General features: G+C 71.8%; 21 protein-coding genes and 1 pseudogene. 10 read left to right on the top strand and 12 right to left on the bottom strand.

Annotated features, from left to right (window positions below; all coding sequences use genetic code 11):
- Positions 1–26: 26 nt before the first annotated feature.
- Both OHS82_RS04420 and OHS82_RS04415 read right to left on the bottom strand, forming a co-directional pair.
- Positions 27–950 carry a GNAT family N-acetyltransferase gene (locus tag OHS82_RS04420; RefSeq protein ID WP_328433324.1) on the bottom strand — a complete coding sequence of 308 codons (924 nt, stop codon included), beginning with the start codon at positions 948–950 and terminating at the stop codon, positions 27–29.
- Between the two features lie 21 nt (positions 951–971).
- The gene (locus tag OHS82_RS04415; protein WP_057576962.1) at positions 972–1,628 is read right to left on the bottom strand and encodes a TetR/AcrR family transcriptional regulator; all 657 of its coding nucleotides are present in this window, start codon (positions 1,626–1,628) and stop codon (positions 972–974) included.
- Between the two features lie 69 nt (positions 1,629–1,697).
- Between OHS82_RS04415 and OHS82_RS04410 the strand changes: the two genes are divergently transcribed.
- A complete protein-coding gene (locus OHS82_RS04410; RefSeq protein ID WP_057576964.1) occupies positions 1,698–2,462 on the top strand; it encodes an SDR family oxidoreductase in 765 nt (254 codons plus the stop codon).
- 74 nt (positions 2,463–2,536) lie between these two features.
- Here OHS82_RS04410 and OHS82_RS04405 read toward each other — a convergent pair whose 3' ends face one another.
- Positions 2,537–4,276, bottom strand: a complete 1,740-nt coding sequence (locus tag OHS82_RS04405; protein WP_328433323.1) for a SpoIIE family protein phosphatase — start codon at positions 4,274–4,276, stop codon at positions 2,537–2,539.
- Between the two features lie 218 nt (positions 4,277–4,494).
- Between OHS82_RS04405 and OHS82_RS04400 the strand changes: the two are divergent.
- Positions 4,495–4,647: pseudogene (locus tag OHS82_RS04400) on the top strand (helix-turn-helix domain-containing protein); the annotation flags it as partial.
- A 90-nt stretch (positions 4,648–4,737) separates the two neighbouring features.
- Here the strand turns inward: OHS82_RS04400 and OHS82_RS04395 are convergent.
- Entirely contained in the window at positions 4,738–6,084 is a 1,347-nt protein-coding gene (locus OHS82_RS04395; protein WP_328433322.1) for a jacalin-like lectin, read from the bottom strand.
- Between the two features lie 368 nt (positions 6,085–6,452).
- Between OHS82_RS04395 and OHS82_RS04390 the strand changes: the two genes are divergently transcribed.
- The 4 genes from OHS82_RS04390 to OHS82_RS04375 all read left to right on the top strand — a co-directional run bounded on the left by OHS82_RS04390 (position 6,453) and on the right by OHS82_RS04375 (position 9,212).
- Complete coding sequence (locus OHS82_RS04390; RefSeq protein WP_328433321.1) at positions 6,453–7,079, top strand: DsbA family protein; 627 nt, start codon at positions 6,453–6,455, stop codon at positions 7,077–7,079.
- Between the two features lie 57 nt (positions 7,080–7,136).
- On the top strand, positions 7,137–7,943 hold the full coding sequence (locus OHS82_RS04385) for an MBL fold metallo-hydrolase (protein ID WP_328433320.1): 807 nt from the start codon (positions 7,137–7,139) through the stop codon (positions 7,941–7,943).
- A gap of 1 nt (position 7,944) precedes the next feature.
- On the top strand, positions 7,945–8,355 hold the full coding sequence (locus OHS82_RS04380) for a nuclear transport factor 2 family protein (RefSeq protein ID WP_057576972.1): 411 nt from the start codon (positions 7,945–7,947) through the stop codon (positions 8,353–8,355).
- 194 nt (positions 8,356–8,549) lie between these two features.
- A complete protein-coding gene (locus tag OHS82_RS04375; protein WP_328433319.1) occupies positions 8,550–9,212 on the top strand; it encodes an alpha/beta hydrolase in 663 nt (220 codons plus the stop codon).
- 145 nt (positions 9,213–9,357) lie between these two features.
- Here the strand turns inward: OHS82_RS04375 and OHS82_RS04370 are convergent, their stop codons facing one another.
- Complete coding sequence (locus OHS82_RS04370) at positions 9,358–11,112, bottom strand: cellulase family glycosylhydrolase (RefSeq protein ID WP_328433318.1); 1,755 nt, start codon at positions 11,110–11,112, stop codon at positions 9,358–9,360.
- Between the two features lie 432 nt (positions 11,113–11,544).
- Complete coding sequence (locus OHS82_RS04365; protein WP_328433317.1) at positions 11,545–13,182, bottom strand: protein kinase domain-containing protein; 1,638 nt, start codon at positions 13,180–13,182, stop codon at positions 11,545–11,547.
- Positions 13,183–13,614: 432 nt separating this feature from the next.
- On the opposite strand from OHS82_RS04365, the gene OHS82_RS04360 reads away from it, so the two are divergent.
- From OHS82_RS04360 to OHS82_RS04350, 3 genes are all read left to right on the top strand, one after another.
- Positions 13,615–14,124: a hypothetical protein gene (locus OHS82_RS04360; protein ID WP_057576978.1), complete on the top strand. Its 510-nt coding sequence runs from the start codon at positions 13,615–13,617 to the stop codon at positions 14,122–14,124.
- Positions 14,125–14,421: 297 nt separating this feature from the next.
- Complete coding sequence (locus OHS82_RS04355; RefSeq protein WP_107105151.1) at positions 14,422–14,964, top strand: DUF6882 domain-containing protein; 543 nt, start codon at positions 14,422–14,424, stop codon at positions 14,962–14,964.
- 119 nt (positions 14,965–15,083) lie between these two features.
- Positions 15,084–15,728, top strand: a complete 645-nt coding sequence (locus tag OHS82_RS04350; protein WP_328433316.1) for a hypothetical protein — start codon at positions 15,084–15,086, stop codon at positions 15,726–15,728.
- Between the two features lie 187 nt (positions 15,729–15,915).
- Here the strand turns inward: OHS82_RS04350 and OHS82_RS04345 are convergent, their stop codons facing one another.
- The 4 genes from OHS82_RS04345 to OHS82_RS04330 all read right to left on the bottom strand — a co-directional run bounded on the left by OHS82_RS04345 (position 15,916) and on the right by OHS82_RS04330 (position 18,981).
- The gene (locus OHS82_RS04345) at positions 15,916–16,572 is read right to left on the bottom strand and encodes a DUF3105 domain-containing protein (RefSeq protein ID WP_328433315.1); all 657 of its coding nucleotides are present in this window, start codon (positions 16,570–16,572) and stop codon (positions 15,916–15,918) included.
- A gap of 87 nt (positions 16,573–16,659) precedes the next feature.
- Positions 16,660–17,130 (bottom strand): hypothetical protein, encoded by a 471-nt coding sequence (locus tag OHS82_RS04340; RefSeq protein ID WP_328433314.1) that lies wholly within the window; start codon positions 17,128–17,130, stop codon positions 16,660–16,662.
- Positions 17,131–17,338: 208 nt separating this feature from the next.
- Positions 17,339–18,181 (bottom strand): DUF1775 domain-containing protein, encoded by an 843-nt coding sequence (locus OHS82_RS04335; protein ID WP_328433313.1) that lies wholly within the window; start codon positions 18,179–18,181, stop codon positions 17,339–17,341.
- Positions 18,178–18,981: a hypothetical protein gene (locus OHS82_RS04330; protein ID WP_328433312.1), complete on the bottom strand. Its 804-nt coding sequence runs from the start codon at positions 18,979–18,981 to the stop codon at positions 18,178–18,180. The genes OHS82_RS04335 and OHS82_RS04330 overlap by 4 nt, the downstream gene beginning before the upstream one ends.
- Before the next feature lie 513 nt (positions 18,982–19,494).
- Between OHS82_RS04330 and OHS82_RS04325 the strand changes: the two genes are divergently transcribed.
- Complete coding sequence (locus tag OHS82_RS04325) at positions 19,495–20,262, top strand: NPP1 family protein (RefSeq protein WP_057577027.1); 768 nt, start codon at positions 19,495–19,497, stop codon at positions 20,260–20,262.
- 156 nt (positions 20,263–20,418) lie between these two features.
- On the opposite strand, the gene OHS82_RS04320 is transcribed toward OHS82_RS04325, so the two are convergent.
- Complete coding sequence (locus OHS82_RS04320; RefSeq protein WP_079041099.1) at positions 20,419–21,333, bottom strand: phosphatase domain-containing protein; 915 nt, start codon at positions 21,331–21,333, stop codon at positions 20,419–20,421.
- 2 nt (positions 21,334–21,335) lie between these two features.
- Positions 21,336–22,544: a T4 RnlA family RNA ligase gene (locus OHS82_RS04315; RefSeq protein ID WP_328433311.1), complete on the bottom strand. Its 1,209-nt coding sequence runs from the start codon at positions 22,542–22,544 to the stop codon at positions 21,336–21,338.
- Positions 22,545–22,787 lie beyond the last annotated feature (243 nt).

Below are 22,787 nucleotides of genomic sequence, written 5' to 3'. Positions count from 1 at the left end.
TCATGCGTCTCGCCACGAGAGCACGCTCATGCGTCTCGGGCCGCAGGGCGGGGAACGTCGAGGGAACGGCTTTCCTCCACGACCCGGTAACCGGCGCTCGTGTACAGGCCCATGGCCACGTCGTTGCCGCCCCACACGGTGAACATCAGCGTGCCGTCACCTGCCGCGTGGGCGACCTGTTCGCCTGCCGCCATCGCGGCATGTCCGAACCCCTTGCCGCGGTGCCGCTCATGGACGTGCAGCGAGTAGCCGTAGGTGACGCCCGGAAGGTGCCCGTGCCGAAGCCAGCCGGTGCCGATCCGCTCTCCGGCGGCCTCGAGCACCAGGAACGCGTGGTCGGGCGTCGTCAGGCCCTCGGGAACCAGCTCGGCGAAGTCGTGGTCCGACTTGCGCGCGGCCTCCTCGGGGCCGAGGGCTCCCGAGCGGACGATGTCGGAGACGTAGGCGGCCTTCTCCGACGCGAGCCAGCCGGGATATTCGGCGGGTGTCATCGGCCGCACGGTGACGCCGGCCGGTGATGTCGGCGGGGAGTCGACGCGCCGCGCCCTGAGCTGGCCGCGGACGCGGTAGCCGGCGAACAGGTCGCCGACGGGCTCGGTGAGCCGCACGTCCACCCGGCCGGCGCCGCGCCCCGCGCACCACTCCTCGGCCCACTCCCGGGCGGCCCGCTCGTGCCCCCGGCCCGTGTGGGGGGCGTCGACGTGCAGGTCGCCGATACGGCCCACGCGTGTGTCGTCGCCGTCGGTCACGACCACGGCGACGTATCCCACCCGGGTGCCGGCGTCCGTGATCTCGGCGACCGTCCAGTCACCGGCGTCACCGCGCATGTCCTGCAGCATGCGTTCCGCCGCGGCGGCTCCGAGGCCGGCCGCCGTGTAGGAGGCGCGGCGCCGCCGATCGAAGTCGGTCTGCCATTCCGCATGGTCGTCAAGAGGGCTGAATGCTGTCACGTGATCACCCTAACGGTGCGGTCACCAGGGCGAGTTGCCGCCCGGGGAGGGGTCCCCGGGGGCGAGGACGGCCTCGCCGAAGGCGGCGGTGAGCGCTCTGGCGACGAGCTCGGGCAGCGGGGTACGTGCGTCGTCCTCGGCCCAACGCACCAGGGCGGTGTGCAGAGCGGCGAGACAGGCACTCGCCGCGGCGTGGGCGCGGAACGCCGCGTCGGAATCGGTGGCGTCGTCGGTGAGGGCGTCGACGATGACCTGCTGCAGGGCGTACTGGTTGTCGAGGTGGCGGGCCCGCAGCGCCGGCGTGGAGATCATGAGCCGCAGGCGCGCGAGGAGGAATCGCTCGTCGGCCGTCGGTTCGTTACCCGCCCCGCCGCGGGTCAGGGCCGCGGCCGAGTCGACGAGGGCGTTGCCGATGCGCCGGACCAGGGGCGGCGCGGCGGGCAGGGCGGCGATCCGCTCGGCGACCGACTGCCCGTGGTGATCGAAGATGACGAGATCTTCCTTGGTGGGGAAATGCCGGTAGACGGTCATGGGCGACACGCCTGCGGCCTCGGCGACGTCGGTCACCGTCGTGGCGTCGTATCCACGCTCGGTGAACAGCCTCACCGCGTGGCGCTGGATCGTGCGCTGGGTCTGAACTCGCCGTCGTTCTCGCAGCGTTGAGTGCCGGTCGGACATGTGGTAGACCCTACCGTACTGGTAGTCACTACCAGAATGGTGGTGGCTGACAACCCGGGGGTGTGGAGCATGAGTGATCCGACGGGCCGGACGGCCCTCGTGACGGGGGCGTCACGCGGCATCGGACAGGCGATCGCGGTCCGTCTGGCGGCGCAGGGCGCGACGGTCGCCGTCCACTTCGGTACGGACGCGGAGGGTGCGGCGGCGACGGTGGAGGAGATCGAAGCCGGGGGCGGCGCCGCGTTCGCCGTCGCGGCGCAGCTGGGGACCGACGACGACGTCGAGACCCTCTTCGCCGGGGTCGAGGCCGGTCTGGCCGGACGGCCTCTGGACATCCTGGTCAACAACGCGGCGGCCGCGCCGGCCGGCCCGCTGGGCGTCACGACGCGCCTGGAGTTCGACCGCCTCTTCGCGGTGAACGTGCGCGCGCCCTACTTCGTCGTCCAGCGCGCCCTGCCGTTGCTGCGCGACGGCGGTCGCATCATCAACGTCTCGTCCGTGGCGACCCGGATGGCCACCCCCGCCCAGACGTCCTTCGCCATGACCAAGGGTGCGATCGAGACGATGAGCAGGACCTTGGCCAACGAGCTCGGGGTCCGGGGAATCACGGTGAACGCGGTCGCTCCCGGCGCCACGCGGACCGCGACGAACGGGGCGTCGTTCGAAGCTCCGGGGCTGGCGGAGTTCATCGCCGCGGCGACGGCGCTCGATCGTCTGGGCGGACCCGAGGACGTCGCCGACGTCGTCGTGTTCCTCGCCTCCGACGCGGCGCGCTGGATCACCGGGCAGGTCATCGACGCCAGCGGTGGACTGTTCCTCGGCCCGCGCCCCTGACGCGACGGCACACGGTGACCCCGCACCCCGCACCGCGCCCGCCCGCCCCGCCCCGCCCCGCGCCGGGACGTGCATCAGGTCCGGGCGGGGGCCCGCAGGGCGAGGAGGGCGACGTCGTCGTCGTTGGCCGCGGGGCGGACCCGGCGCAGCAGCTGGTCGGTGAAGGAGGCCAGCGGACGGTGGGCGAGGGCGGCGGCGTGCCGGCGCAGTCGGTGCAGACCCTCGTCCAGCGTGTGACCGGGTTCCTCGATCAGGCCGTCGGTGTACAGGAGCAGGGTCGACCCGGGCGGCAACAGGACGGTGGCGTCGGCACGGGGCCTGCGGGCGCCGGTGCCCAGCAGCATGCCGTGTCCTCCGCTGAGGTATTCGCCCAGGCCGTCGTGGCTGATCAGCAGGGGTGGCGGGTGGCCGGCGTTGGTCCAGGACAGTCGCCAGTTGCCGTCTTCGGCCGGTTCGATCCGGGCGAAGATCAAGGTGGCCATGGCGACGTCGGTGATGTGCATGACCGCCTCGTCGAGGCGCGCGACGATCTGGCTGGGCGGCTCGTGCAGCGCCCACGCGTAGGCGCGCAGCATGTTGCGCACCTGCGCCATGCCGGCCGCGGCCTCCAGGTCGTGGCCGACTACGTCCCCGACGGCCAGCGCGGTGGCGCCGTCGGACAGGGAGAAGGCGTCGTACCAGTCGCCTCCCACCTGCGAGGCGTCGGGCGCGGGCAGGTAGCGGACCGTCATCTGCAGGCCGGGCACGCGCGGCATCTGGGGCAGCAGGTGGTTCTGCATGGTCTCGGCGACCTTGCGCTGGCGCTGGTAGAGGCGCGCGTTGTCCAGGGCGAGGCCGGTTCGGCGGGCGATGTCCTCGAGCAGCGGGAGATCGGTGGTGTGGAAGTCCCCCGGCTGCTTGGCGCGGCCCAGGGTCAGCGCCCCGAGGACCGCGCGGGTGCTGCGGATGGGCGCGATGGCCGCGGAGTGGACGCCGGTGGTCTCGAACAGACGGCGCTGCTCGACCGCGATGCCGGAATCCGGCGGCCCCTGGTAGGTCTGCGGGCCGGCCAGGGTCGAGGCGACCCCGCGCAGCGCCCGGGACAGGGGCATCGGGGACTCCTCGGGGATCGGCGGCATCGGCCCCTGAAGCTCCTCGTGGCGCACCAGCTCGCCGCCGTCGGCCTCGACGACGACGGTGCGCCACACCTCGTCCCGCTCGGTGATGAGGTCGACGATGATCCAGTCGGCAAGGCGCGGCAGCACCAGGGACACGAGCCGGCGCAGTGCCTCCTCGACGTCGAGGGTGGACGTCAGCTGAGTGGTCGTCGCGGCCAGCAGGGCGAGGCGTTCGATCTCGGGCAGCAGCGTGGGGGGCTGCTCGGGCCGGGCGCCGGCCTCCGGCGGATGAGGGGCGTGGAAGAGGACGAGCGTGCTGTTCTCGTGGCCTGCGAGGCCGAACGGGGTTATCAGCCACGAGATGGGCAGCAGGGAGCCGTCCCCGCGTGCGAAGTAGGCCTCCGGGGCCTGCGCGGTGCGACCGGCGTGGAACGCCTGGCGCATGTCGCACTGGCTTCGCGACAGGGGCTGGCCGTGGATGTCCCGGTGCAGCAGATCGTGCGCGTCATGGCCGAGCAGATCCACGGCGGACCGGCCCAGCAGCTGCTCGGCGCGTGCGTTGGCGGCGAGGATGCGGCCCTCCTCGTCCACGACGTAGGCCCCGGTGCCGATGGCCTCGAGCCCCTCGGCCGGCGCGACAGGTGCCGCCGGGGGCGCGACAGGTGCCGCCGGGGCCCCTCTCCCTTGGCTCTCCTGTTGCTCCGGTCCTGCTGCCATGCCCAGATCTCCTCAGCTCAACTGCCGGTACGCCCGCTCGACGGTATCCGCTTCCCGACTGCCCCGGCAGCTCGAAACGAAGCCGGCGCGAGGAGCGGCCCGTCCTCGTCACGTCGGGACATGCCACGGGCCCCGGGACGCCCGACGGCGTTCCCGGAGCCCGGCTCGCAGACGCGCTGTCCCACGAGAGCGCGCGACGGACAGAGGCCGACGATCTGGCCCAACGTCTGCTGGCCCACACCGACGAACCGGTGGCGACGATCGCCCGCCGCCTCGGTTTCCCCGACCCCACCAACTTCGGCAAGTTCTTCACCCGTCACACCGGAGTCACCCCCGGTGCCTTCCGGCAGGCGCACCAGATCCAGCAGTGAGCCGGTCCGTCCGCTGGGGACCGAGACGGCACGCGGCGACCGCTCTGAGGCCGCCGCCGCGTGTTCGGTGCGTCCAAGGTTCGGCTTGGGTCAGCGCTTCGTGTAGATGAAGCCGAGCTTGTCGATCTCGTTCCCGGCGCGGCCGTGGAACCCAGCGAGCTGCCATCCCGACGGCGCGGTGCGCGTCACGCAGTCGGACGTGGTGGACCCGCCGGACAGGCTGCGGCCGAGGTTGGTGGTGAACTTGGCGGAGAAGACGCGCGTGAGGCCGTCCTTCTGGCCCTGGCACAGCTGGGCGGAGGTGACGTACTCACCGCTGCCCATGGTCAGCGTCGACACCGTGCCGCCGGTGCCGCCGTGGGTGAGGACCTTGCCGCCCGCGAGGGTCAGAGCCACGCCGTCGATCCGGGAGCCGCTGCGCAGCGAGATGCTGACGGGGCTTGCGCCGGCCGGTACGGCATCGATGTCGTTGTAGTAGTCGCCGTGCGGTCCGCCGAACTGGTCGCTGAGCTGGTAGGCGGGGTTGCGCGACCAGGAGAAGCCGACGCCGATGGGGTCGTGGTCGGAGAGCATGAGCCCGTCGGCGGTGAGGAACCCCGCGTGCTCGTTGTTGTAGGAGGTGGCGTTGAGCGTGACCAGTGCGCTGCCGCGGTAGAGGACCTTGTCGACGACCTCGCAGGTGTTGGGCACGGTGGGGCCGGTCTGGTCGCAGACCAGGGCGTCGCTGCCCTTGGCGGGCGGGGTGCCGCCACGGACCAGCTTGACCCAGGCGTCGGTGAGTCCGCCCGCGGCGGCGAACTCGGCGATGGTGTCGCCGGAGCGGGTGTAGCGGGTGTTGGTGTCGCCCATGACGACGACGGCGTTGCCGGCGGAGTGGGTCTTGATGAAGGCCGTCAGCTGGGCGAGGTTGTCGGCGCGTGAGGCGAGGTCGCCGTCGTTGGTGCCGGCGTTGGTGTGCAGGTTGTAGAAGTCGACGTAGACGCCCTCGGCGAGCCGCTCCCGTATGAACGTGAAGCCCTTCGGGGTCAGGCAGTCGCCGGAGTCGACCTGGCAGGAGTTCCAGCGCACCCGCTCGAAGTCGTCGGCGTCGTAAGGGAGTTTCGACAGCGTGTTGAGCCCGCTGCCGATGCCGGCGCCGCCGCTGGTGGGGGTGCGGTAGGCGTGCGCGGTGTCGGCGGCGTAGAGGTAGGAGTGGTAGTTGAAGTCCTCCTCGACGTGCACGATGTCGTAGGGCGCGATGCGCTGGCCGATGGCCGTGGTGCTGGTGTCGCGGGGCGTGGAGGCGCTGGACAGGATCGCCGGCAGCCCTGCGACGTTGTAGGTGAGGGTGCTGAACGAGCCGGATGCCGGGTCCGCCGCGGCGGCGGGCGTCGCGGTCGCGACGAATCCGCCGCAGGTGATGGCCGCGGCCGTGATGCAGGTGAGAAGACGGCGCATGAAGGGGAGCTCCTGTGAGTGGGGAGGGGCAGCGGGAACTTACCGCTGGTAACTCACTTCTGTCGTCGCCTCTGTCGAGGGAGATCAAATCTTGACCGCGCGGTCTAGTCCATGGGGCGGGCTACGGCTGGCCGCCTGGTGTCGGACAGGTGAACCTCTCGACTTGCGTCCGAACGGGTGCGTGTTCGGCGGCCGTTTGACCCAACTCCCGTGGTGGAGTCCATGGGCGCCGGTCAAGGGTGAGTGGGTGGCGGACGCGCTCGGCGGGCGGTTCGGGTGATCGCCGGAATATCTGACGCGTCAGGTATTGTTGGTCCGGTGAACCGCTCGCACCGGGCGGGCGCCACACCTTTCTGTCGAGGTCCTCGATGAAGCTGATCTATGTTTTCGACGCCTACTGCGGTTGGTCGCACGGTTTCTCCCCGACGCTGCGCGAAGTGACCTCGCGGCATCCGGAGCTCGCCGTCGACGTCGTCTCCGGAGGCCTGTTCACCGGATCGCGCCGGGTGCCGATCCGCGCGTTCGGATACGTCCAGGGCGCCAACGCCGCGATCGCCGAGCAGACCGGCGCCGAGTTCGGCGAGGCGTACGAGAAGCTGATCGCCGACGGCTCGTTCGTCATGGACTCGGAGGCCGCCGCCCGTGGGCTCGCCGCCCTCAGGCAGGCCGCTCCCGCGCGTGCGGCGGAACTGGCCATGGCGCTGCAGCACGCCTTCTACGTCGACGGCCTCAGCCTCTCCGATCCGGAGACCTACCGGAAGCTCGCCGAGCAGGCCGGCCTGGGTGCGCAGGACGCCGTCTCCGCCTTCGAAGCGCCCGGTACACGGACCGCGGCCGAAGCCGACTTCGCCCGCGCCGCCGGGCTGGGCGTCGACGGATTCCCCACCCTCCTCGCCGTCGACGCCGAGCGCACGACCGTGCTGGCGCGCGGCCGAGCCACCACCGGTGAGGTGGAGCGACGTCTCGCGGCGTTCTCCGCCCCCCGTCCCTCCTGACCGACCCGTCCCCCGACCCCTACCCCGTCCCCGATCACCTCCCTCGAAGGAACCGTCATGAGCACGCTCGACTTCAAGATCCTCGACCTCGACTTCCCGGCCGGCAGCAAGAACAAGACCGCCACCCTCGTCACCGGCGAGAACGAGGCACTGCTGGTCGACGCCGCCTTCACGCGCGCCGACGGGCACCGCCTCGCCGCCGAGATCCTCGACTCCGGCAAGGAGCTGACCACCGTGTTCGTCAGCCACGCCGACCCCGACTTCTACTTCGGCGCAGAGGTCCTCGCCGACGCCTTCCCGGCAGCCACTTTCGTCGCGACCCCGCTCGTCATCGAGCACATCCAGCACTCCTACGAGGGCAAGCTCAAGGCGTGGGCGGCGCTCGGCTCCAACCTGCCCACCCGCCTGGTGGACCTCGAGCCCCTCACCGGGGACATCACCCTGGAAGGCCACACCTTCCAGCTCAAGGGCGGCCCGGCCGCGCTGCCGGACCGCCACTACCTGTGGCAGGCCGAGCACCGCGCCCTGCTCGGCGGCGTCCTGCTCTTCCAGCAGGAGCACGTCTGGGTCGCCGACACCCCCACCCCCGGCGACCGCGCCGCCTGGATCGACGTCCTCGGCGAGATGGCCGCCCTCGACCCGACACTGGTCGTGCCGGGTCACCGACTGCCCGGCACGGCGGCGGACGCGACCGCCATCACCGCCACCCGCGACTACCTGCTCGCCTTCGAGGAGGAGCTCGGCAAGGCCGCCGACGGCGCCGCCCTGACCGAGGCGCTGGTCGAGCGTTACCCGGACAACGGGATGCTGATCGCCGCACAGATCGGCGCGAAGGTCGCCAAGGGCGAAATGAAGTGGGGCTGACATGAGCGAGTTCGCGACCTCCGCCGCCCCCGCAGACGTCGTACGCCGCCAGTACCTGGCCTCCGCGGCCGGTGACCTGGAGGCCCTTCGGGCCACCCTCGCCCCGGACGTCGAGTGGACGGAGATGGCCGGCTTCCCCCTCGCGGGCACCTACCGCACTCCCGACGGCGTCACCGCCAACGTGATGGAACAGCTCGGCAAGGACTGGACGGGCTGGACGGCCCACGACGACACCTACGTCGTCGACGGGGAGAACGTCGTCGTGCTGGCCCGGTACACCGCCCGCAACAACGCCACAGGCAAGGCGATCGACGTCCGGGTGGCGCACCACTTCGTCGTGCGCGGCGGACTCATCGTCCGCTTCGAGCAGTTCGTCGACACCGCGCTCGTCCGCGACGCCATGGCCGGCTGACCCGTCCAGCCGGCCGCACCACCCCATCCGCACCACCCCCGTCCGCATCACCCCCGTCCGCACCACCCCCATCCGCATCACCGCCCGTACGCCGCGGCGCACCGCACCGCGTCGCGTCGCGGCGTACGGGCGGCACCTGAGGACGCACCCATGAACCCGACCGTCGTGCTGGTGCACGGGGCGATGCACACCCCGTGGATCTTCGACCCGCTGCGCGAGCGGCTCACCGCGCGCGCGGCGTCGCCTCCCGCGCCGTACAACTGCCCAGCAGCGATCCCGACAGCGCGGCCGCGCAAGGACTCACCGAGGACGTCGCGGTGGTGCGCGCGGCCGTCGAGGCCGTGGACGGCCGCGTCGTCCTCGCCGCCCACTCCTACGGCGGCGTCCCCGCCACCTGGGCCGCGGCCGAGTCGGACCAGGTGGCCGAACTCGTCCTCCTGGCGGCGTTCGCACTGGAACCCGACATGTCGATGACGCAGTGGATGGGGGGTGACTTCCCGCCCGCCTGGATCCACTCGCCCGACGGTCTGGCCGTGAAGGCGGGGGACGCCGAGGAGTCGATCTTCAGCGGTGTCGACCCGGTCCTTGCCGCGGAGGCCGTCGAGCGGCTCAACTGGCAGGGCATGCGCGCCTTCACGGAGAAGAAGCTTGGCGCCGCCCCGGCCGGCCTCCCCACGACGTACGTCGTGGCGACGCAGGACCCGGCGCTGCCGCCGGCCGTCCAGGAACAATGGGCCGCGCGCGCCGCGCACAGCGTTCGCGTCGCGTCCGGGCACTCCCCGCACCTGTCCCACGCGGGCGAGGTCGCCGACGTCCTCGCCGCGGCGGTCGCGCGCGCCGCGTCCGGCGGCCGTTGACGGTCAGGAGGCCGGACCCGGCGCAGGCGACCGTGCCGAAGCCGAAGGGACGCCGATGCGGACCCCGGCCGCCCGCGCCGGCCCCGGTGACCTCCCGTGCGGGAGAGCCCCGGACGCCGAGGAGGGCGTCCGGGGTGAGGACCGGTCAGGCGACGGTTCCCGTCACCGAACCACCGTTCCTGAGCACGCGGTAGGTCACGGTGGCGCCGCTCCAGAAGTGGAAGACGAGCGTTGCCTGCGCGTTGTCGCGCAGTGCGTTGAGGAAGTCGGGGGTGAGGAGGAGCCGGTTGCCGGAGTAGTCGGGGCTGAAGGACACGTTGAACTCCTGGAACGGAGTCCAGTTCGTCGGGCCGGCGTTGCTGCCGTCGGCGTACCTGGCCTCCATGGTCGCCAGCTGGTCACCCCGGTACTGGGCGGGGACGGCGAGACCGCCGGTGTCGCCGTCGGCGTCGGAGAGCGCCGGCCTGTCGTACGTGGTCACGTGGATCTGCCAGGGCAGTCCCAGGGAGAACCGGGCCTCGACGGTCGAGTTGATCCCGTAGGCCCGGTTGCCGGCCAGGCGGGTCAGCGCTGAGGCGGTCAGCGTCAGCTGGTTCCCGGAGAGGGAGTAGTCCCGGCCCTGGGCCAGCCGCGTGCTGCCCTGCCAAAGACCCTGGAAGACGGTGCCGTTCGGGTTCAGCGTGAGCGACCTCGCCGTGACGGCGCTCGACTTCGCCAGGAAGATCCGGTCCGAGGAGGCGGTTCCGGAGCGGGTGGTCCAGCTGGACCTGATCGCGGCGAACAGCGCGGGGTCGCTCCACCGCTGTGTCGTGCGGTTGAGGTAGGCCCAGGTCCCGGGGTCCCACAGAGCCGTGGTGACCCCGGCGGTGCGGGCCTCGTAGCCGAGTTGCTCGTAGTACTTGAGCGCCTCGCCCCGCTCGATCCGGGAGGGATGGTTGGAGTCGGGGTACGCCAGCAGTCCGTACTCACCGAGGTAGACGGGGATGCCCTTGGAGGTGAAGGTGGAGCGGATCCGGGCGAAGTGGTCGCTCATGTCCTTCTGCGAGGTGGCGTCGAACTGCGTGCCGCCCGCCACGTTCACGCTGAACGGGTAGTAGCCGTAGTAGTGCACGGTGGGCACGAGGTTGGGGTCGTTGAGCGACCGCATCGCGTCGGCCAGGGCGTCCAGGAAGGCCTGGCCGGAATTGGTGTGCAGGGTCGGCAGGACGAGCAGACGGGTCGCGTTGTTGCCGCCGGACCGGCGCACCAGCGCGTGGAACGCGGCGTTCAGCTCGTTGTTGTACTGGATGCCCTGGGCGTCGGTGGTGTTGGTGAACTGCGGTTCGTTGTTGCTCTCGAAGAGCAGGCTCTGCGGGGAGTCCCTGAACTTGGCGGCGATCTGGGTCCAGGTGGCTTTGAAGCGGGCCAGGACGCCGTCATGGTCGGTGGGCATGGCGGCGAGCCACTGCCACGAGTCGTGGTGGACGTTGATCACGACGTAGAGGTTGTCGGCCAGGGCCAGGTCGACCACCTGCTTGACGCGGTTCATCCACGCCGCGTCGATGGCATAGGGGGCGGTGGGGGACTGGTGGTCGGTCCACGTCACGGGAATCCGGACACTGCGGAATCCCTGGGCCTTGACCGTGTCGAACAGGGCTTTGGCGGCCTGCGGGTTGCCCCATGACGTCTCGTCGGGGATGGCGTCCAGGGTGTTGCCCAGGTTCCAGCTGGGCTGCATCGCGGCCACCGTGCTCATGGGGCTCTGCGCCCGGTGCGCGGGTGCCGCGGACTCGTTCTCGTGGGGCGCGGCGAGGGCGTCGGTGCCGGCCAGCCCCATCGCGGCGACCAGCGCCGCCAAGAGGCCGAGCAGACGCCGGGGGCCGCCTCTGCGGCGGCCGGTGGAGTGGTGACTTCCCTTCATCTCTGACCCTTCTTCGTTGCCCGAGCGGGGAGTTCCGCCCGTGGGGGGTGGTGAGGAACAGGTGGTGGAGAGAGGGCGAGCGGTCCGCGGGGGAGAATCGGACTCCGGATCCGCGGTGAGGTGAGGTGAGGTGAGGTGAGGTGAGGTGAGGTGAGGTGTCGAAGCGCTTCACCTGGCGCTGAAGGTTAATGACAGCCTTCTCACAGGGCAAGGGAGCGGAAGCCCTGAAAGCTTGCTCTCCTGCAGTCATTGACAGCCCGGGAAAACAACTGCGTGCGTCGAAGCGCTTCAACTCTCCTGCCTGGCACGTCACTTCACGTCACGGAGATCTGCTGCCCGGGCACGGCACGGCGATCTGCCTTGTGGGTTTCTCCGTGCCTGCCCGCCACTTGCCCGATGACTCCGACTCCCGGCCGTTGCGGCCGGGGCCCGTCAGTCGGTGGTGCGCAGCGCGTTCCAGGTGTCGGGTCGCACGACGCCGTTGGCCTTGAGGCCCCGGTCGCTCTGGAAGGTCTGGACCGCCGCCTTCGTGCCGGCCCCGAACTCACCGTCCGTGTCGGTGCTTCCCTCGCTGTACCCGCGCTTGGACAGCATGCACTGAACCTGCTGTACGCGTTTGCCGGTGTCGCCGAGGCGGGTGCGTGCCTTGCCGGCGTAGTACGTGCACTCGGAGAGCCAGGGCGGCGTGCCGGTCACGGGCGACGGCGCGGCGCTGGACGGCGTGGCGGAGGGGGAAGCGTCCGGTGCGGTGCTGGGAGCCGAGGCGTTGACGGGCCGGCCGGCGGGGGAGGCCGACGGCTCGGCGCCCGGGGAGGTGGTTCCGGTCGTGCCGCCGCGGTTCTCGACGGCGGCGCCGTCCACGTCGGGGCGCGCGTGCGCGCTCGTACCGGGGGAGACGGGCGCCGTGGAGGCGGCGCCGGGTTCGACGCCGACGGCCGCCGTGACGCCCTTTTCCGGGGAGGCGGTGGCGGGGTGGTCCTGACCGGTGAGCAGAAAGGCCGCCGCGCCCACGGCACAGGTCGAGAGGGCCGCGGCGGCGATCAGCAGCGGCTTCCGTCGGTTCCGGGCGGGGGTCTGAGGCGCTCCCGACCGTTGTGCCGGTGTCGCGGCCGGGTCCTTCTCCGCCGACGGTGAGGCAACAGGCGCAGCGCGCGCGACGGGGGGCTGGGGCTCAGGCGTCCGTGCGGCCGGGATCGCCGAGGGGTCACCCGCCGACCGCAGGCGGGGCGTGCCGGTGGCAGGCAGGCGGAGCAGCGTCTCGTACGCCCGCTGCCGGGCCTGGACCTTCGCGTTCAGCGGCTCCGGCCAGTCGGACGGCACGGCGTGGGCCCCGGCCGTGGCGATGAGCTGCTGCGGAGTGGGGCGCTGCGCAGGCTCCTTGGCCAGACAGGCGGTGAGCAGTGCGCCCAACTCCGGGTCAGCCGCGGAGATCTCGCCGATCACCTCGGGGTGGGGTTCCTCGAACGCCACCCGGTGCATCACGTCGACGCCGGTGCCGTCGCCGAACGGGGCCCGGCCCGTGACCGCGTAGGCCAGCGTCCCGGCGAGCGAGAACACGTCCGACGCCGTGTCGGAGCGGCCCTCCCTCAGGTGCTCGGGCGACATGTAGGCCGGTGTGCCCACGCGGTTGCCCGTACCGGTGATGGCACTCGCGTCCGCGGCCTTGGAGATGCCGAAGTCGATCACGTGCGCGCCCCGGACGGACAGCAGCACGTTGGACGGCTTCAGGTCCCGGTGCACGATCCCCTCGACGGCGAGCCCGGCGAGCGCCCTGCCCAGTTCCCCCACCAGACGCCAGACCGCGGCCGTCTCCAGGGTGCCGTCCTCGCGTACGGCCTCCGCCAGGTCGAACCCGGGGAGGTACTCCGTGGCCATCCACAGCAACTCGTCCTCGAAGCCCGTACCGCACAGCCGTGGCGTGTGCGGCGTCCGAAGCCGGGCGTGCACCGACGCCTCCCGTTCGAACCGGCGCCGGAAGCTCGGATCCTCGGCGTACTCGGGCCTGATCACCTTCAGCGCGACCAGTCCGGGGCTCTCGTCCGCGGGGCGGGCCAGGTAGACGCGTCCCATGCCGCCACTGCCTAACAGTGCCACCGGCATATACGGGCCGACGCGCCTGGGGTCGCCGAGCCGCAGTGGTGAGGCACCGGTCTGCCGCAGCGTGGCCGCCGCATCGTCAGCAGGTCCCGGTCGCTGTCCCGACAAGAATTCCCCCGAAGTGACTTTCGATGAACGTTAGTTCGCCCCCATGGAACAAGAGGCTAGCCCAGCCTGCGCGTTCGTTCAGCGAATCGGCCACTTCTGTCACGCCCCACCTTCACGGTCGTGAGGGCTGTGAGGACTCCGAGGTGCGACTCCGAGGTGCGGCTCCGAGGTGCCGCTCCCCGTCGAGTGCGGCTACCGCCCGAGCCGATAATAGCCATGGCTATAGAAGCCATGTACTCTATCCCTCAGGAAGCACTCGTTCCTGACCGGCGACGACAGCACCCAGGGGAGAACACCATGACCACCACTGCGCCCGGCTCCACCGAATCCCGCACCACCGGCCCCGTCGCCGACTCCCGCGCTCTGGGTCTGGCCCACTACGCCGCCCGCGGTGTTCTGGAGCACGTCCTGGCACGCCACGGCATCACGTTCCAGCAGCAGGTCGCGCTGCGTGCCGCCGTCACCGCCGGCGCCCCGCAGAGCCCGGACGATCTCGTCGCCCAGGTACGCGCCTCCCTCAAGGCCGATCCGGCCGGCATCCGCGCCTCTCTCGACGAGTTGCTGGCCCGTCGGCTGCTCGTCGCGGACGGCGCGCACCTGCGTCCCACGGTCGCGGGACGTGACCTTCTCACCGCCGTCGGCGCGGAGACCGCTCCGCTCTCCGCCCGGATCTGGGGCGGGATACCCGCCGATGATCTGGCCGCAGCCGGCCGTGTCCTCACCCTCGTCGCCGAGCGCGCCGACGCACAGCTCGCGGCGTTGAACGCCGAAGGACCGGAGGCCGCGAGCGGGCCGACATCGCGGTGACGCCCCCCGGCCACGTCGCACCCAACATCCACGGTCGGACGCGCATGGACGGTACGTCGGTACGTCGGTGCTTCAGTACCTGGACGAGGACGGGGGCCGAGATCGCCCCCGCCCGAACCGGTGCCGGCCGACGGGGAGTCGTGCGACTTCCTCGACGCCGCTGCCGTGGCCGGACGCCCGACGACGTCGACCGCCCGCGTGACCTGACTCCGTGCGAGCGGCTCAGCCGCCACCGCTGCTGACGTGCGGCGCAGCGCGGCCACCGGCCGGCAGGCGGCATCTGACAGACTTCGCGCCATGGGACTGTTCAACCGTGCGGGAAAGCGGCGGCCACTGACGCAGAGCGGTGATCACGCCGACCTGAGCACGCTGCTGCTGCAGGGCGAGGACATGATCGACCAACTGGCCCGTGCGCACATGTCCTGGGGACTGGGCTCGGCGGACCGCTGGGGCCTCGACCAGAGGACCGGCCTCATCACATGGACCTTTTCCGACAGGACCGCGACGGCCCCGGCGCAGCTCCTCGGCAGCTACAGCCGGTCGTCGGGCTCGTGGCTGTGGGCCTGGGCGAACGAGAGCATCCTGCCCGAGATGAGCCGGGCCGCCCGGAGCGTGCGGGAGTGGGCCGAGGCCCATGGTCACCACGCGCTCACCCAGGCGAAGGCCGACGCGGACGAGCAGGCGGCGGCCACCCTCGCGGCTCTCGCCGTCCGCATCACCGAGGCCACCGGGTTCTACCGGGGCCCCGGAGGCTCCTCCGACGCGATCATCACGTTCGGTCCGGTCACCCTGACCGCAGCGGACGGCACCGAGTCCACCTTCACCGTCGACGTCGCCTGACGACCGGTGCCACTCTTCCGCACCCTGCCGGGTGGTTCCGGCGGACTGCGCCGGGGACGATGAAGCCGAGTGAACAAAAGGCGTGGACATCACGAGAACATGACGAAGGGTCCGACCTGATGAACGACGGTGCGTCCGGCGTGAAGGCAAGACCGCTGCGGGGCCGCGTCGCTTCCGCCGTCGCCGGTCTGACGGTGGCGGTGGTGGCTGCCGCGTCGCTGGTCTCGTGCAGCAGCGGCGACGGTGACGACAGCGGCGCTTCCTTCACTCCGCGTCCCTCCGCTCCCGACACGGCGTCCTTCTCCGGCGCCGCGCCGTCCGCGCTCGGCTCGCTCGGCGCGTCCGTGAAGGAGTCCGTCCGCGCTGCCGCTTCCGCCGCCGCCTCCTCCGCCTCGGCCCGCGCCTCGGAGTTCGAGGCGTCGGTGTCCGCGGAGGTCGCGCGCGCCAACCAGGCCGCGGAGAAGAAGCTGAAGAACGTCGAGGGCCGGGGCAACGCGACTGCGGACGTCTCGATCACCGGAAAGCCACGCGCCGAGACGGGCGGCCTGCTGGCCGTCATCGTGAACATCAAGAACAGCACGGACCGGACGGCGTCCTTCGCGGTCCAGGTCGACTTCCGCGACTCCGACGGCAAGGTCGTCGAGACGCGCTTCGTCGGCGCGGACGACCTCGCGGCCGGCGCCCGGGCCCACCCCCTCGCCATCAGCCGCAAGCCGCCCGAGCCCGCACTGACCGCCGAGGTCGCCAAGGCCGAGCGCTACTGACCACGCCGCGCGGCACCATTGCGCCCGTCACTGTCACCGTCACAGCCCCTGCCGTACGCGCACCGCACCTCCGCCGACGCCGCATCGTGCGGGTGCGCCGCGCTGCGCCGCGCGGAGCGGCCGGGCAGCGCGGCGCACCGTGGGACACCGGACACCGGACACCGGGCGAACCCGGTGACCATGTCGGTCAGGAGGCGGTCAGCCCGCCGGTGCAGGCGGCACCGGGCTCAGGGGTCTGCGCACCCTGGACGTACCTGAGCAGGAACTGTTCGACCCTGCTGTCGGAGGCCTTCTCGACCGTCAGTTGACGGCCCCAGGCGGAAAGGGTGATCGTCCCGGCCTGGGACTTGACGGGGCTCATGAGGGTGTAGGGCGTCCTGTCGACCCGGTCGGCGAGGGTCTTGACGTCGGCGTCGGCGGCCTGTTCGTTGTAGGTGACCCAGACGGCGCCGTGCTCGAGGGAGTGGACGGCGTTCTCGTTCGCTATGGCCTCTGTGTAGACCGTGCCGTCGCAGGTCATCCACGCCTGGTGGTGGTCGCCGCCCACGGGAGGCTGCATCGGGTACGTCACGGCGGTGGAGACGTGGTTGCGCCCGAGCTTCTTGGCGTCCCAGGTCTTCTCGCCGGGCACCGGCTTCTCCGCCGCGGCGGCCTTCTGCTCCTCGCGCTCGTTCGCTTCGTCGATGGCGTACGCACCCCAGCCGACGAGAGCGGCGACGATGACGCCGCTGAGGGTGACGGTGAGGATGCGGTTGCGGCGCTCGCGGGCTCTCTCGGCGCGGCGCATCTCCTCGATGCGGTCCTTGCGGGATGCGGCCGCGGCCTTCTTGCTGGTCTTGCTCATGACAGGGTCGTCCTCGTCTCCGCCGTGCGGCGGTGAGTGCAGGGGAAAGGATGGAGGCCGGTGCGCTCAGGGGCGCGTGGCGTCCGTCTAGATCCGCTGCACCTTGAGGACGTGGAGATCGGGGGCGCTCCGGGAGGGCGGCTGGCCGGTGGCACGGGCGGTGACCGTCCGAGGGACCGGAGCCGGCGAGCACGGCAGGACGACCGGCAACGGCTGGGGCGCCGCGGGGACCAGGGCGGGCCCGCCGTGTGCGGACCGGGCGCAGCACCCGTCGCCGGAGTGGCAGTCGCCCGGATGCGCCGAGGCCACCGAGTGGTGCGCGCCGGCCCGGCCGTCCCCCGGTTGCCGCGCGGCGGCCGAGACGGTGACAGGGGTCGCCGCGGTGACATGGGTCGCGGCGGTCACGAGGGTGACCGCCCGCGGGCCGGCGGTGATGTGGGTCGTGGAACCCAGGCACATGGCCAGGGCGATGAGCAGCATCGCCAGCACGGCGCAGAGCGCGACGGGCGAGGTCGTCGCCTCCGCGTCACAAGGCCTGTGCTGGGTCCGGCTGTTCATCACGGCGATGCTAGCGCTGTGGGCGCGCATACCGATCGCCGGGGCCGGAGGGTGAGGCGCTCGCGGACGACCGGCCGGCCGTGTCGGGGTCGAGGAGAACCCCGGTGGCAGTCCTCGTGCGCGTGCCGTCGCCTCCGATGTGTCACGGGGTGGCGGCGGGGTGAGGTGGTTGGCGGTCAGCGCTCGCCCCGCCGCCGATGATGCCGCGTCAGTTCTCGCCGGAGGACTTGGAGGACTTGGAGGACTCGGAGGACTCGGCGGAGCCGGTGGGCTCGGTGGAGTCGGCGGAGCCGGTGGGCTCGGAGGAACCGGACGAGCCGGAGCCGCGCTTGACCAGCCACCAAGCCCCGCCACCCAGTACGAGGAGGGCGACCAAGATCACGGCGACGAGGGGCCCGGAGGACATGCCGTCGTCCTCGTCGGCGGCCGTGTCGGCGGCGGTCGGCGAGGCGTCCGGCGCGCTCGCCGTGGTGGACGGAGTGGAGGCGGCCGCGCTGGGAGTCGGGCTCGGCGTCGCCGTCGGGCTCGGGGCGACCGGCTTGGCGCCCGGGGCCGCGGCCTTGAGTTTCAGGACCGGCGCGGGCTGCTCGGGCTCCTTGCCGCCGGTGGGCAGCTCGATCCAGCGGGAGACCTCACCGTCGCTGTAGGTCTCGACGGTCTTGAACACGAGCTGCTTCACGTCCGGCAGCTGACGGACCTTGATCTTGTACTCGGCGTCGACACCGGTCTTCAGCGCCGGGCCGGCGAGGGTGTAGCCGTCCGCGGCCGGGGTCAGCTTCCAGCCCTTGGGGCCCTCGGCGAGGGTGATGTCGGCGGGGGCGATCCCCTCGGGCAGGACGACACGCACGTCGGTGAAGCCCGCCGAGTCGGACTCGGCCTCGGAGACGAAGCTCAGGGTGACGTTCTCGGCCAGCGCCTGGGGCTTGTCGGCCTCGACCTCAGCGTGCGCGGCGGCCGGGGCGGCAAGGGCGAGCGTGGCCGTCAACGCGAGGGCGCCGGCGAGGACGAGACGACGGCCCGCACGCGCCGACGGACGGGTGGAGCGGGTCACGGGAGGGACGGCGAGAGGCAGGGGAGGGATGGAGAGAGGCACGGGACGGGTGGAGAGGGACACGGGGAACTCCTGGCTGACAGGGGTGGATGCGGCCCCGCAGTGACCGGGGCCGGTGAAGGGACCGGAGGGCGTCCCCGCCGCGGCGGTCCCCTGCGCACCACCGCGTGCTCCAGCACCTCCTCCCGCGCCTGTGCCGCCGCCTCGAAGAACGCGCCGGACCGCCGACGGGGCCGCCGGACCGCCGGTCGGTCCTGATCGGTGACCGCCCGGGGCCGCATCAGGGCCAGCGCGGATGCGGCGGCCCCGGCGAGGGTGCGGAGCGTGGCGAGCGCGGCCGTCATCCGGGTGTCCGCCCGATGCAGCAGCCAGGCCACCACCAGAGCGGCGGCCGTGTGCACGAGGGTCATCGCCGCTCCGGCGTGATGCCAGGAGTGGCCGTCACCGACGGCGGTCATGTGCCCCGCGTGCGAGGTGTGCCCGGTCGAGGCCATCGGGGCGTCGCCGTCCGCGCAGGACAACGCGAGGTGCAGTACCCCCTGCGTCGCCAGTGTGACCCCGATCGTGGTGACCGGGGCGCAGCGCCGTCGTGCGAGCGGCCAGACAGCCGAGAACTGCGCCACGGTGAGCACGGTCACCAGCCGCCAGGGCACCGTGCCTTCGGCGATCGCGTGATGGCCGAAGGCCGCGAGGACGGTGCCGAGCACGGCGAACAGCCCGGCCCGCGCGCAGGTTTCCGCGCGGCCGGCCCGGTCTGCTCCGGCACGTCTGTGGTCTCCGGTCACCTGTTCAGCCGGCACGGCAGCCCATCATCCTCCTGACGGCCCCGGCGCGTGAGCGCGGTCGCCGCTGCGGGCCCGGGCGCCGTCGCAGACCGGGGCGTCGCGCGCCGCAGCGCATTCTGCGCGCCGACCATGGCCCGCCCCGGGTTCGGGGCGGTCGGTCGTCCGTCGTCGGCGACCCTGCGGCCGGCACGTGCGTTCACCTCGACGTATACGTCGGATCTGGTGGGCCCGTTCACCTGGACATATCCCCTGAGGCGATCCGCGGGGCGATGTGCGCAGGTTCCCGCGGACGGACGCCTGCCGCGGCGGCGTCGCCGAGACCGACGGAGACCGGGGACGGCCGGGAGCGGCCGAAAACGAACAACCCGCCACGGAACGTCCGGTGGGCGTCGATCAGTTCGTCGAACGGCTTCCACGAGTTTCGTGGAAAGCCCTTCCATCGCCCTTTCGGCTTGCCACTCTCTTCCTGCACACCGCGGATGTCATGTCCGCAACCATCGAACCACCGAACCGCCGATGGGACCCTCCATGCCTCGAACCAGCAGGACCTCCCGGCTCGCCAGAACCACGACCGTCGCGGGCAGCGCCCTCGCGCTCACGGTCACCCTGTCGGGCAGCGCCTCCGCAGGCGTGCTGCAGAACCTCCCCGAGAACGCCACCACGTTCCAGACGTACTTCGAGCCCGTGTACGACTACGACACGGACTCGTGCTACCCCGCCGCCGCCATCGACCCGGCCGGCAACCTCAACGGCGGTCTGAAGCCGACCGGTTCCGTCACCGGCCAGTGCCGCGGCGGCCACCTCGACCATGCCAACACCTACTCGCGGGCCAAGTGCAACAACGGCTGGTGCGGGATCATCTACGCCAGCTACTTCGAGAAGGACGAGGCCTCGCCCGGCATCGGCCACCGCCACGACTGGGAGTGCATGGTCGTCTGGGTCGTCCAGGGCGCGGACACACCCTCGTACCTGTCCGCCTCCCGGCACGGCGGGTTCAGCACCCATCCGATCGCCGACGTCCCGATGAGCGGCCGGCGCGTCATGGCCGTCTACCACAAGGACGGCGCCAGCACCCACGCCTTCCGCTTCGCCGAGTGGGGCGAGACGGCCGAGAACGACACCGGCGCCTGGCACCAGGAGAACCTGCTCACCTGGGACAACCTGGCGCCCAACCTGCGCAACGCGCTGAACGGATCCGACTGGGGGAACGCCAACCTCCCCCTCCAGGACTCCAAGTTCAACGACACGCTCAACAAGGCCAAGCCGTCCGGGATCCCCTTCGACCCGTACGCCTGACGCCCACGAGGCGCGGTCCCCACGAACTCCGCACAGCGGAGCCTGCTCACCGGCCGGCCCCCGATGCCCGACGATCAGCCGCCCCCCACACGCAGGGGCGGCTGATCCGAGACGGACGGACGCCATGCGAAACGGACGCCCCGCGCCCGCCGAGGGTCAGAAGCTGCCGTAGTTGACCTGCCAGGTCGGCAGGCCCATCCGGCGCCACACCGCGACGACACGGTCCCGGTCGTCGAGGGAGACCCGCACCGCGAAGCGGTGACGCACATGCCGGTCGAACAGCTCCGCCTTCACCACGTCGTCGCGGCGGCCGTCACCCGCGGCACGCATCCACAGCTCGTCGTACGGCACCTCGTGCGCGCGCAGCCACGACTCCGTCCGCTCGCGGTGCTCCTCACCGCGGCCCGAGAGCAGGACGACGACATCGCCGTCGGCGCCCCGGAAGGAGCGCAGCGCATCGCGTACCGACACGTTGAGCAGGTCCTCCTCGCAGCGGGTGAAGTCGAACGGGCCCCGGGCACCCCGCAGGGCGAGCGTGCCGTCGATGTCGCACATGACGGCCGAGGGGAGGGCCGGGTCCGCGATGTACGGCTCGACGGACGGCTCGTCGTTGAGCCACTCCGCGGTGAGCCGCCAGCCGCCCCGCCTGGCCACGCCGTGCTTGTGGGCCAGGAGGCGGATGATCTCCTCGCCGACCGCTCGCTCCCGCTCGGCGTCGCGCCGGACGCATTCCTCCACCGGCACGTCGGTGAAGTCGTGCACGACGAAGGTGGCCTGTCCCGCCACGGCGGCCTTCAGCCGTTTCGGTATGTGCGGTGTCATGTGCGTGTTGTCCACCACGACGTCGAATCCGCCGTCCACGGCCGCGCGCACCGCCGCGTCCTGGATCGCCAGCACGGTCTGCTCGTGCGCGTGCGACCGGCCGCGCTCGGGTGCCGGGACGTCGAGCATCGCCCGCAGGTCGTCGAGGTTGACACGACGCATCCGGCCCTCGGACTCCGCCTGCATCCTGCGCGCGGCGGTCGTCTTCCCCGAGGCCGGAAGCCCCGTCATGACGTGTACTACGGGCACGGTCAGTTCTCCTCGTCGGTCTTGAACGGGTCGGACGCCTCCGGCCGGACCGAACGGTACGTCACGAACCCGGTCGGGCGCCCGTCCAGGCGCAGGAACATCGCGGGGCGCAGCGCGGCGTCGGGCAGCGCGCTCACGGCGCGGGCGAACGCGCCACGGTCGCCGGCGAGCGGGGCGAGGGACCGGAACGCCTCGTCGATCGCCCGCTCGCGTTCGTCCACCTGCTTCTCGATGCCCGCGATGACACCGCGCACCCAGCCGTCGAACTCGTCGGGCACCTGCTCCAGCAGCGCGTCCAGCGGCCGGCCCCCGGACGCGGCGACGTCCTCGGCCGAGCAGCCGAGCGCCTGGGCCACCTGCTTGGCGGGCAGCCCCGCGAACCGCTGGATGCCGTGACCGCGCCAGACGTCCCGCTCGGTCACGCCGGTGAGGACCTTGTGGAGCCGGACGTACTCGGCCAGCTTGGCCTTGGCCCGCACCCCCGATGCGAAGCGCAGCACGAACCCCTCGGCCTCGGTGCCGGTGGCCGCCCGGCCGCCGGGAAGCCGGTTGCCCTCGGCCAGGGCCAGCAGTTCGTCGAGCGGCATGGCGGGCCACACGGTGACGACCGAACCGATGTCACCCCAGTGGGTCTCGGCCTCGGACAGGGTGACTTCCGTGCCGTCCTTGGCGAACGCGGCCAGCAGCACCAGGTCACGGCGCTCGCCGTAGTCGACGACGATCCGGTTCTGGGGGTACAGGACCTCGGCCAGGTAGGTCACCCCGGGAACCAGGCCGGAGGTGTCCTTCCCGTCGAGCAGACGCTGCGCCCAGGTGGCCTGGGTGCTGATGAACGAGCCCTTGGACGCGACCCGCCACCGCCCGGCGTAGTGGAAGATCACCGCCAGGCTGCCGTCGACCTTCTCGTACACCTCGAACGGCTCGTCCGGGAGTTCGGGAGCGTAGGGCTGACGGGCCTCGTGCTCACCGACGTTGAAGAACTTGGGCAGCGGCAGCGCGACGATCTCACCGGTGACGTCGTCGGCGACAAGGCCCCGGCAGCGTGTCGTCACCCGGTTCCACACCCGTTCGTACTGACAGACCCGCGTGTACGTGTAGATGGACAGCGGCAGTTCCGGGTGCGGCTTGCGTGTGACGTGCCCCGCGTCGAGTGCGGCCGCCAACTCCTGCGGCGGCAGCAGCTCATGAAGAGTCAGGTTGACCTGGCTCATGGTGTTCCTCCCCTTGCCGATGGCTGATTGTCACGCGAGGGGAGGGCCGGTGACCAGCCAATTAGCTCCGGCCGGCCATCGGTGAAATCGGTGCCCTCCGCCTGGCTCGGGAAGGGGGCGCAAGGGCCTCCCACGGGCTCCGGAACAGGCCGCGGGCGCGCTGCGCCCGGTCCGGGGCGGCCACTCCCGCGCAGGGCGCCCACCGGCCGCCTGCGGCTTCATGAAAGTGACTCTGACCTGGTG

The organism is Streptomyces sp. NBC_00425, from assembly GCF_036030735.1.
Lineage (GTDB): Bacteria > Actinomycetota > Actinomycetes > Streptomycetales > Streptomycetaceae > Streptomyces.
Note: the sequence above shows the minus strand (reverse complement) of the source record. Positions and strands in the feature narration are given on the sequence as shown.

Excerpts from the sequence above, each read along its gene's own strand:
- OHS82_RS04415 (WP_057576962.1), bottom strand. The coding sequence starts at position 1,628 with ATGTCCGACCGGCACTCAACGCTGCGAGAACGACGGCGAGTTCAGACC.
- OHS82_RS04410 (WP_057576964.1), top strand. The coding sequence starts at position 1,698 with ATGAGTGATCCGACGGGCCGGACGGCCCTCGTGACGGGGGCGTCACGC.
- OHS82_RS04405 (WP_328433323.1), bottom strand. The coding sequence starts at position 4,276 with ATGGCAGCAGGACCGGAGCAACAGGAGAGCCAAGGGAGAGGGGCCCCG.
- OHS82_RS04395 (WP_328433322.1), bottom strand. The coding sequence starts at position 6,084 with ATGCGCCGTCTTCTCACCTGCATCACGGCCGCGGCCATCACCTGCGGC.
- OHS82_RS04390 (WP_328433321.1), top strand. The coding sequence starts at position 6,453 with ATGAAGCTGATCTATGTTTTCGACGCCTACTGCGGTTGGTCGCACGGT.
- OHS82_RS04385 (WP_328433320.1), top strand. The coding sequence starts at position 7,137 with ATGAGCACGCTCGACTTCAAGATCCTCGACCTCGACTTCCCGGCCGGC.
- OHS82_RS04380 (WP_057576972.1), top strand. The coding sequence starts at position 7,945 with ATGAGCGAGTTCGCGACCTCCGCCGCCCCCGCAGACGTCGTACGCCGC.
- OHS82_RS04370 (WP_328433318.1), bottom strand. The coding sequence starts at position 11,112 with ATGAAGGGAAGTCACCACTCCACCGGCCGCCGCAGAGGCGGCCCCCGG.
- OHS82_RS04365 (WP_328433317.1), bottom strand. The coding sequence starts at position 13,182 with ATGGGACGCGTCTACCTGGCCCGCCCCGCGGACGAGAGCCCCGGACTG.
- OHS82_RS04360 (WP_057576978.1), top strand. The coding sequence starts at position 13,615 with ATGACCACCACTGCGCCCGGCTCCACCGAATCCCGCACCACCGGCCCC.
- OHS82_RS04355 (WP_107105151.1), top strand. The coding sequence starts at position 14,422 with ATGGGACTGTTCAACCGTGCGGGAAAGCGGCGGCCACTGACGCAGAGC.
- OHS82_RS04350 (WP_328433316.1), top strand. The coding sequence starts at position 15,084 with ATGAACGACGGTGCGTCCGGCGTGAAGGCAAGACCGCTGCGGGGCCGC.
- OHS82_RS04345 (WP_328433315.1), bottom strand. The coding sequence starts at position 16,572 with ATGAGCAAGACCAGCAAGAAGGCCGCGGCCGCATCCCGCAAGGACCGC.
- OHS82_RS04340 (WP_328433314.1), bottom strand. The coding sequence starts at position 17,130 with ATGAACAGCCGGACCCAGCACAGGCCTTGTGACGCGGAGGCGACGACC.
- OHS82_RS04325 (WP_057577027.1), top strand. The coding sequence starts at position 19,495 with ATGCCTCGAACCAGCAGGACCTCCCGGCTCGCCAGAACCACGACCGTC.
- OHS82_RS04315 (WP_328433311.1), bottom strand. The coding sequence starts at position 22,544 with ATGAGCCAGGTCAACCTGACTCTTCATGAGCTGCTGCCGCCGCAGGAG.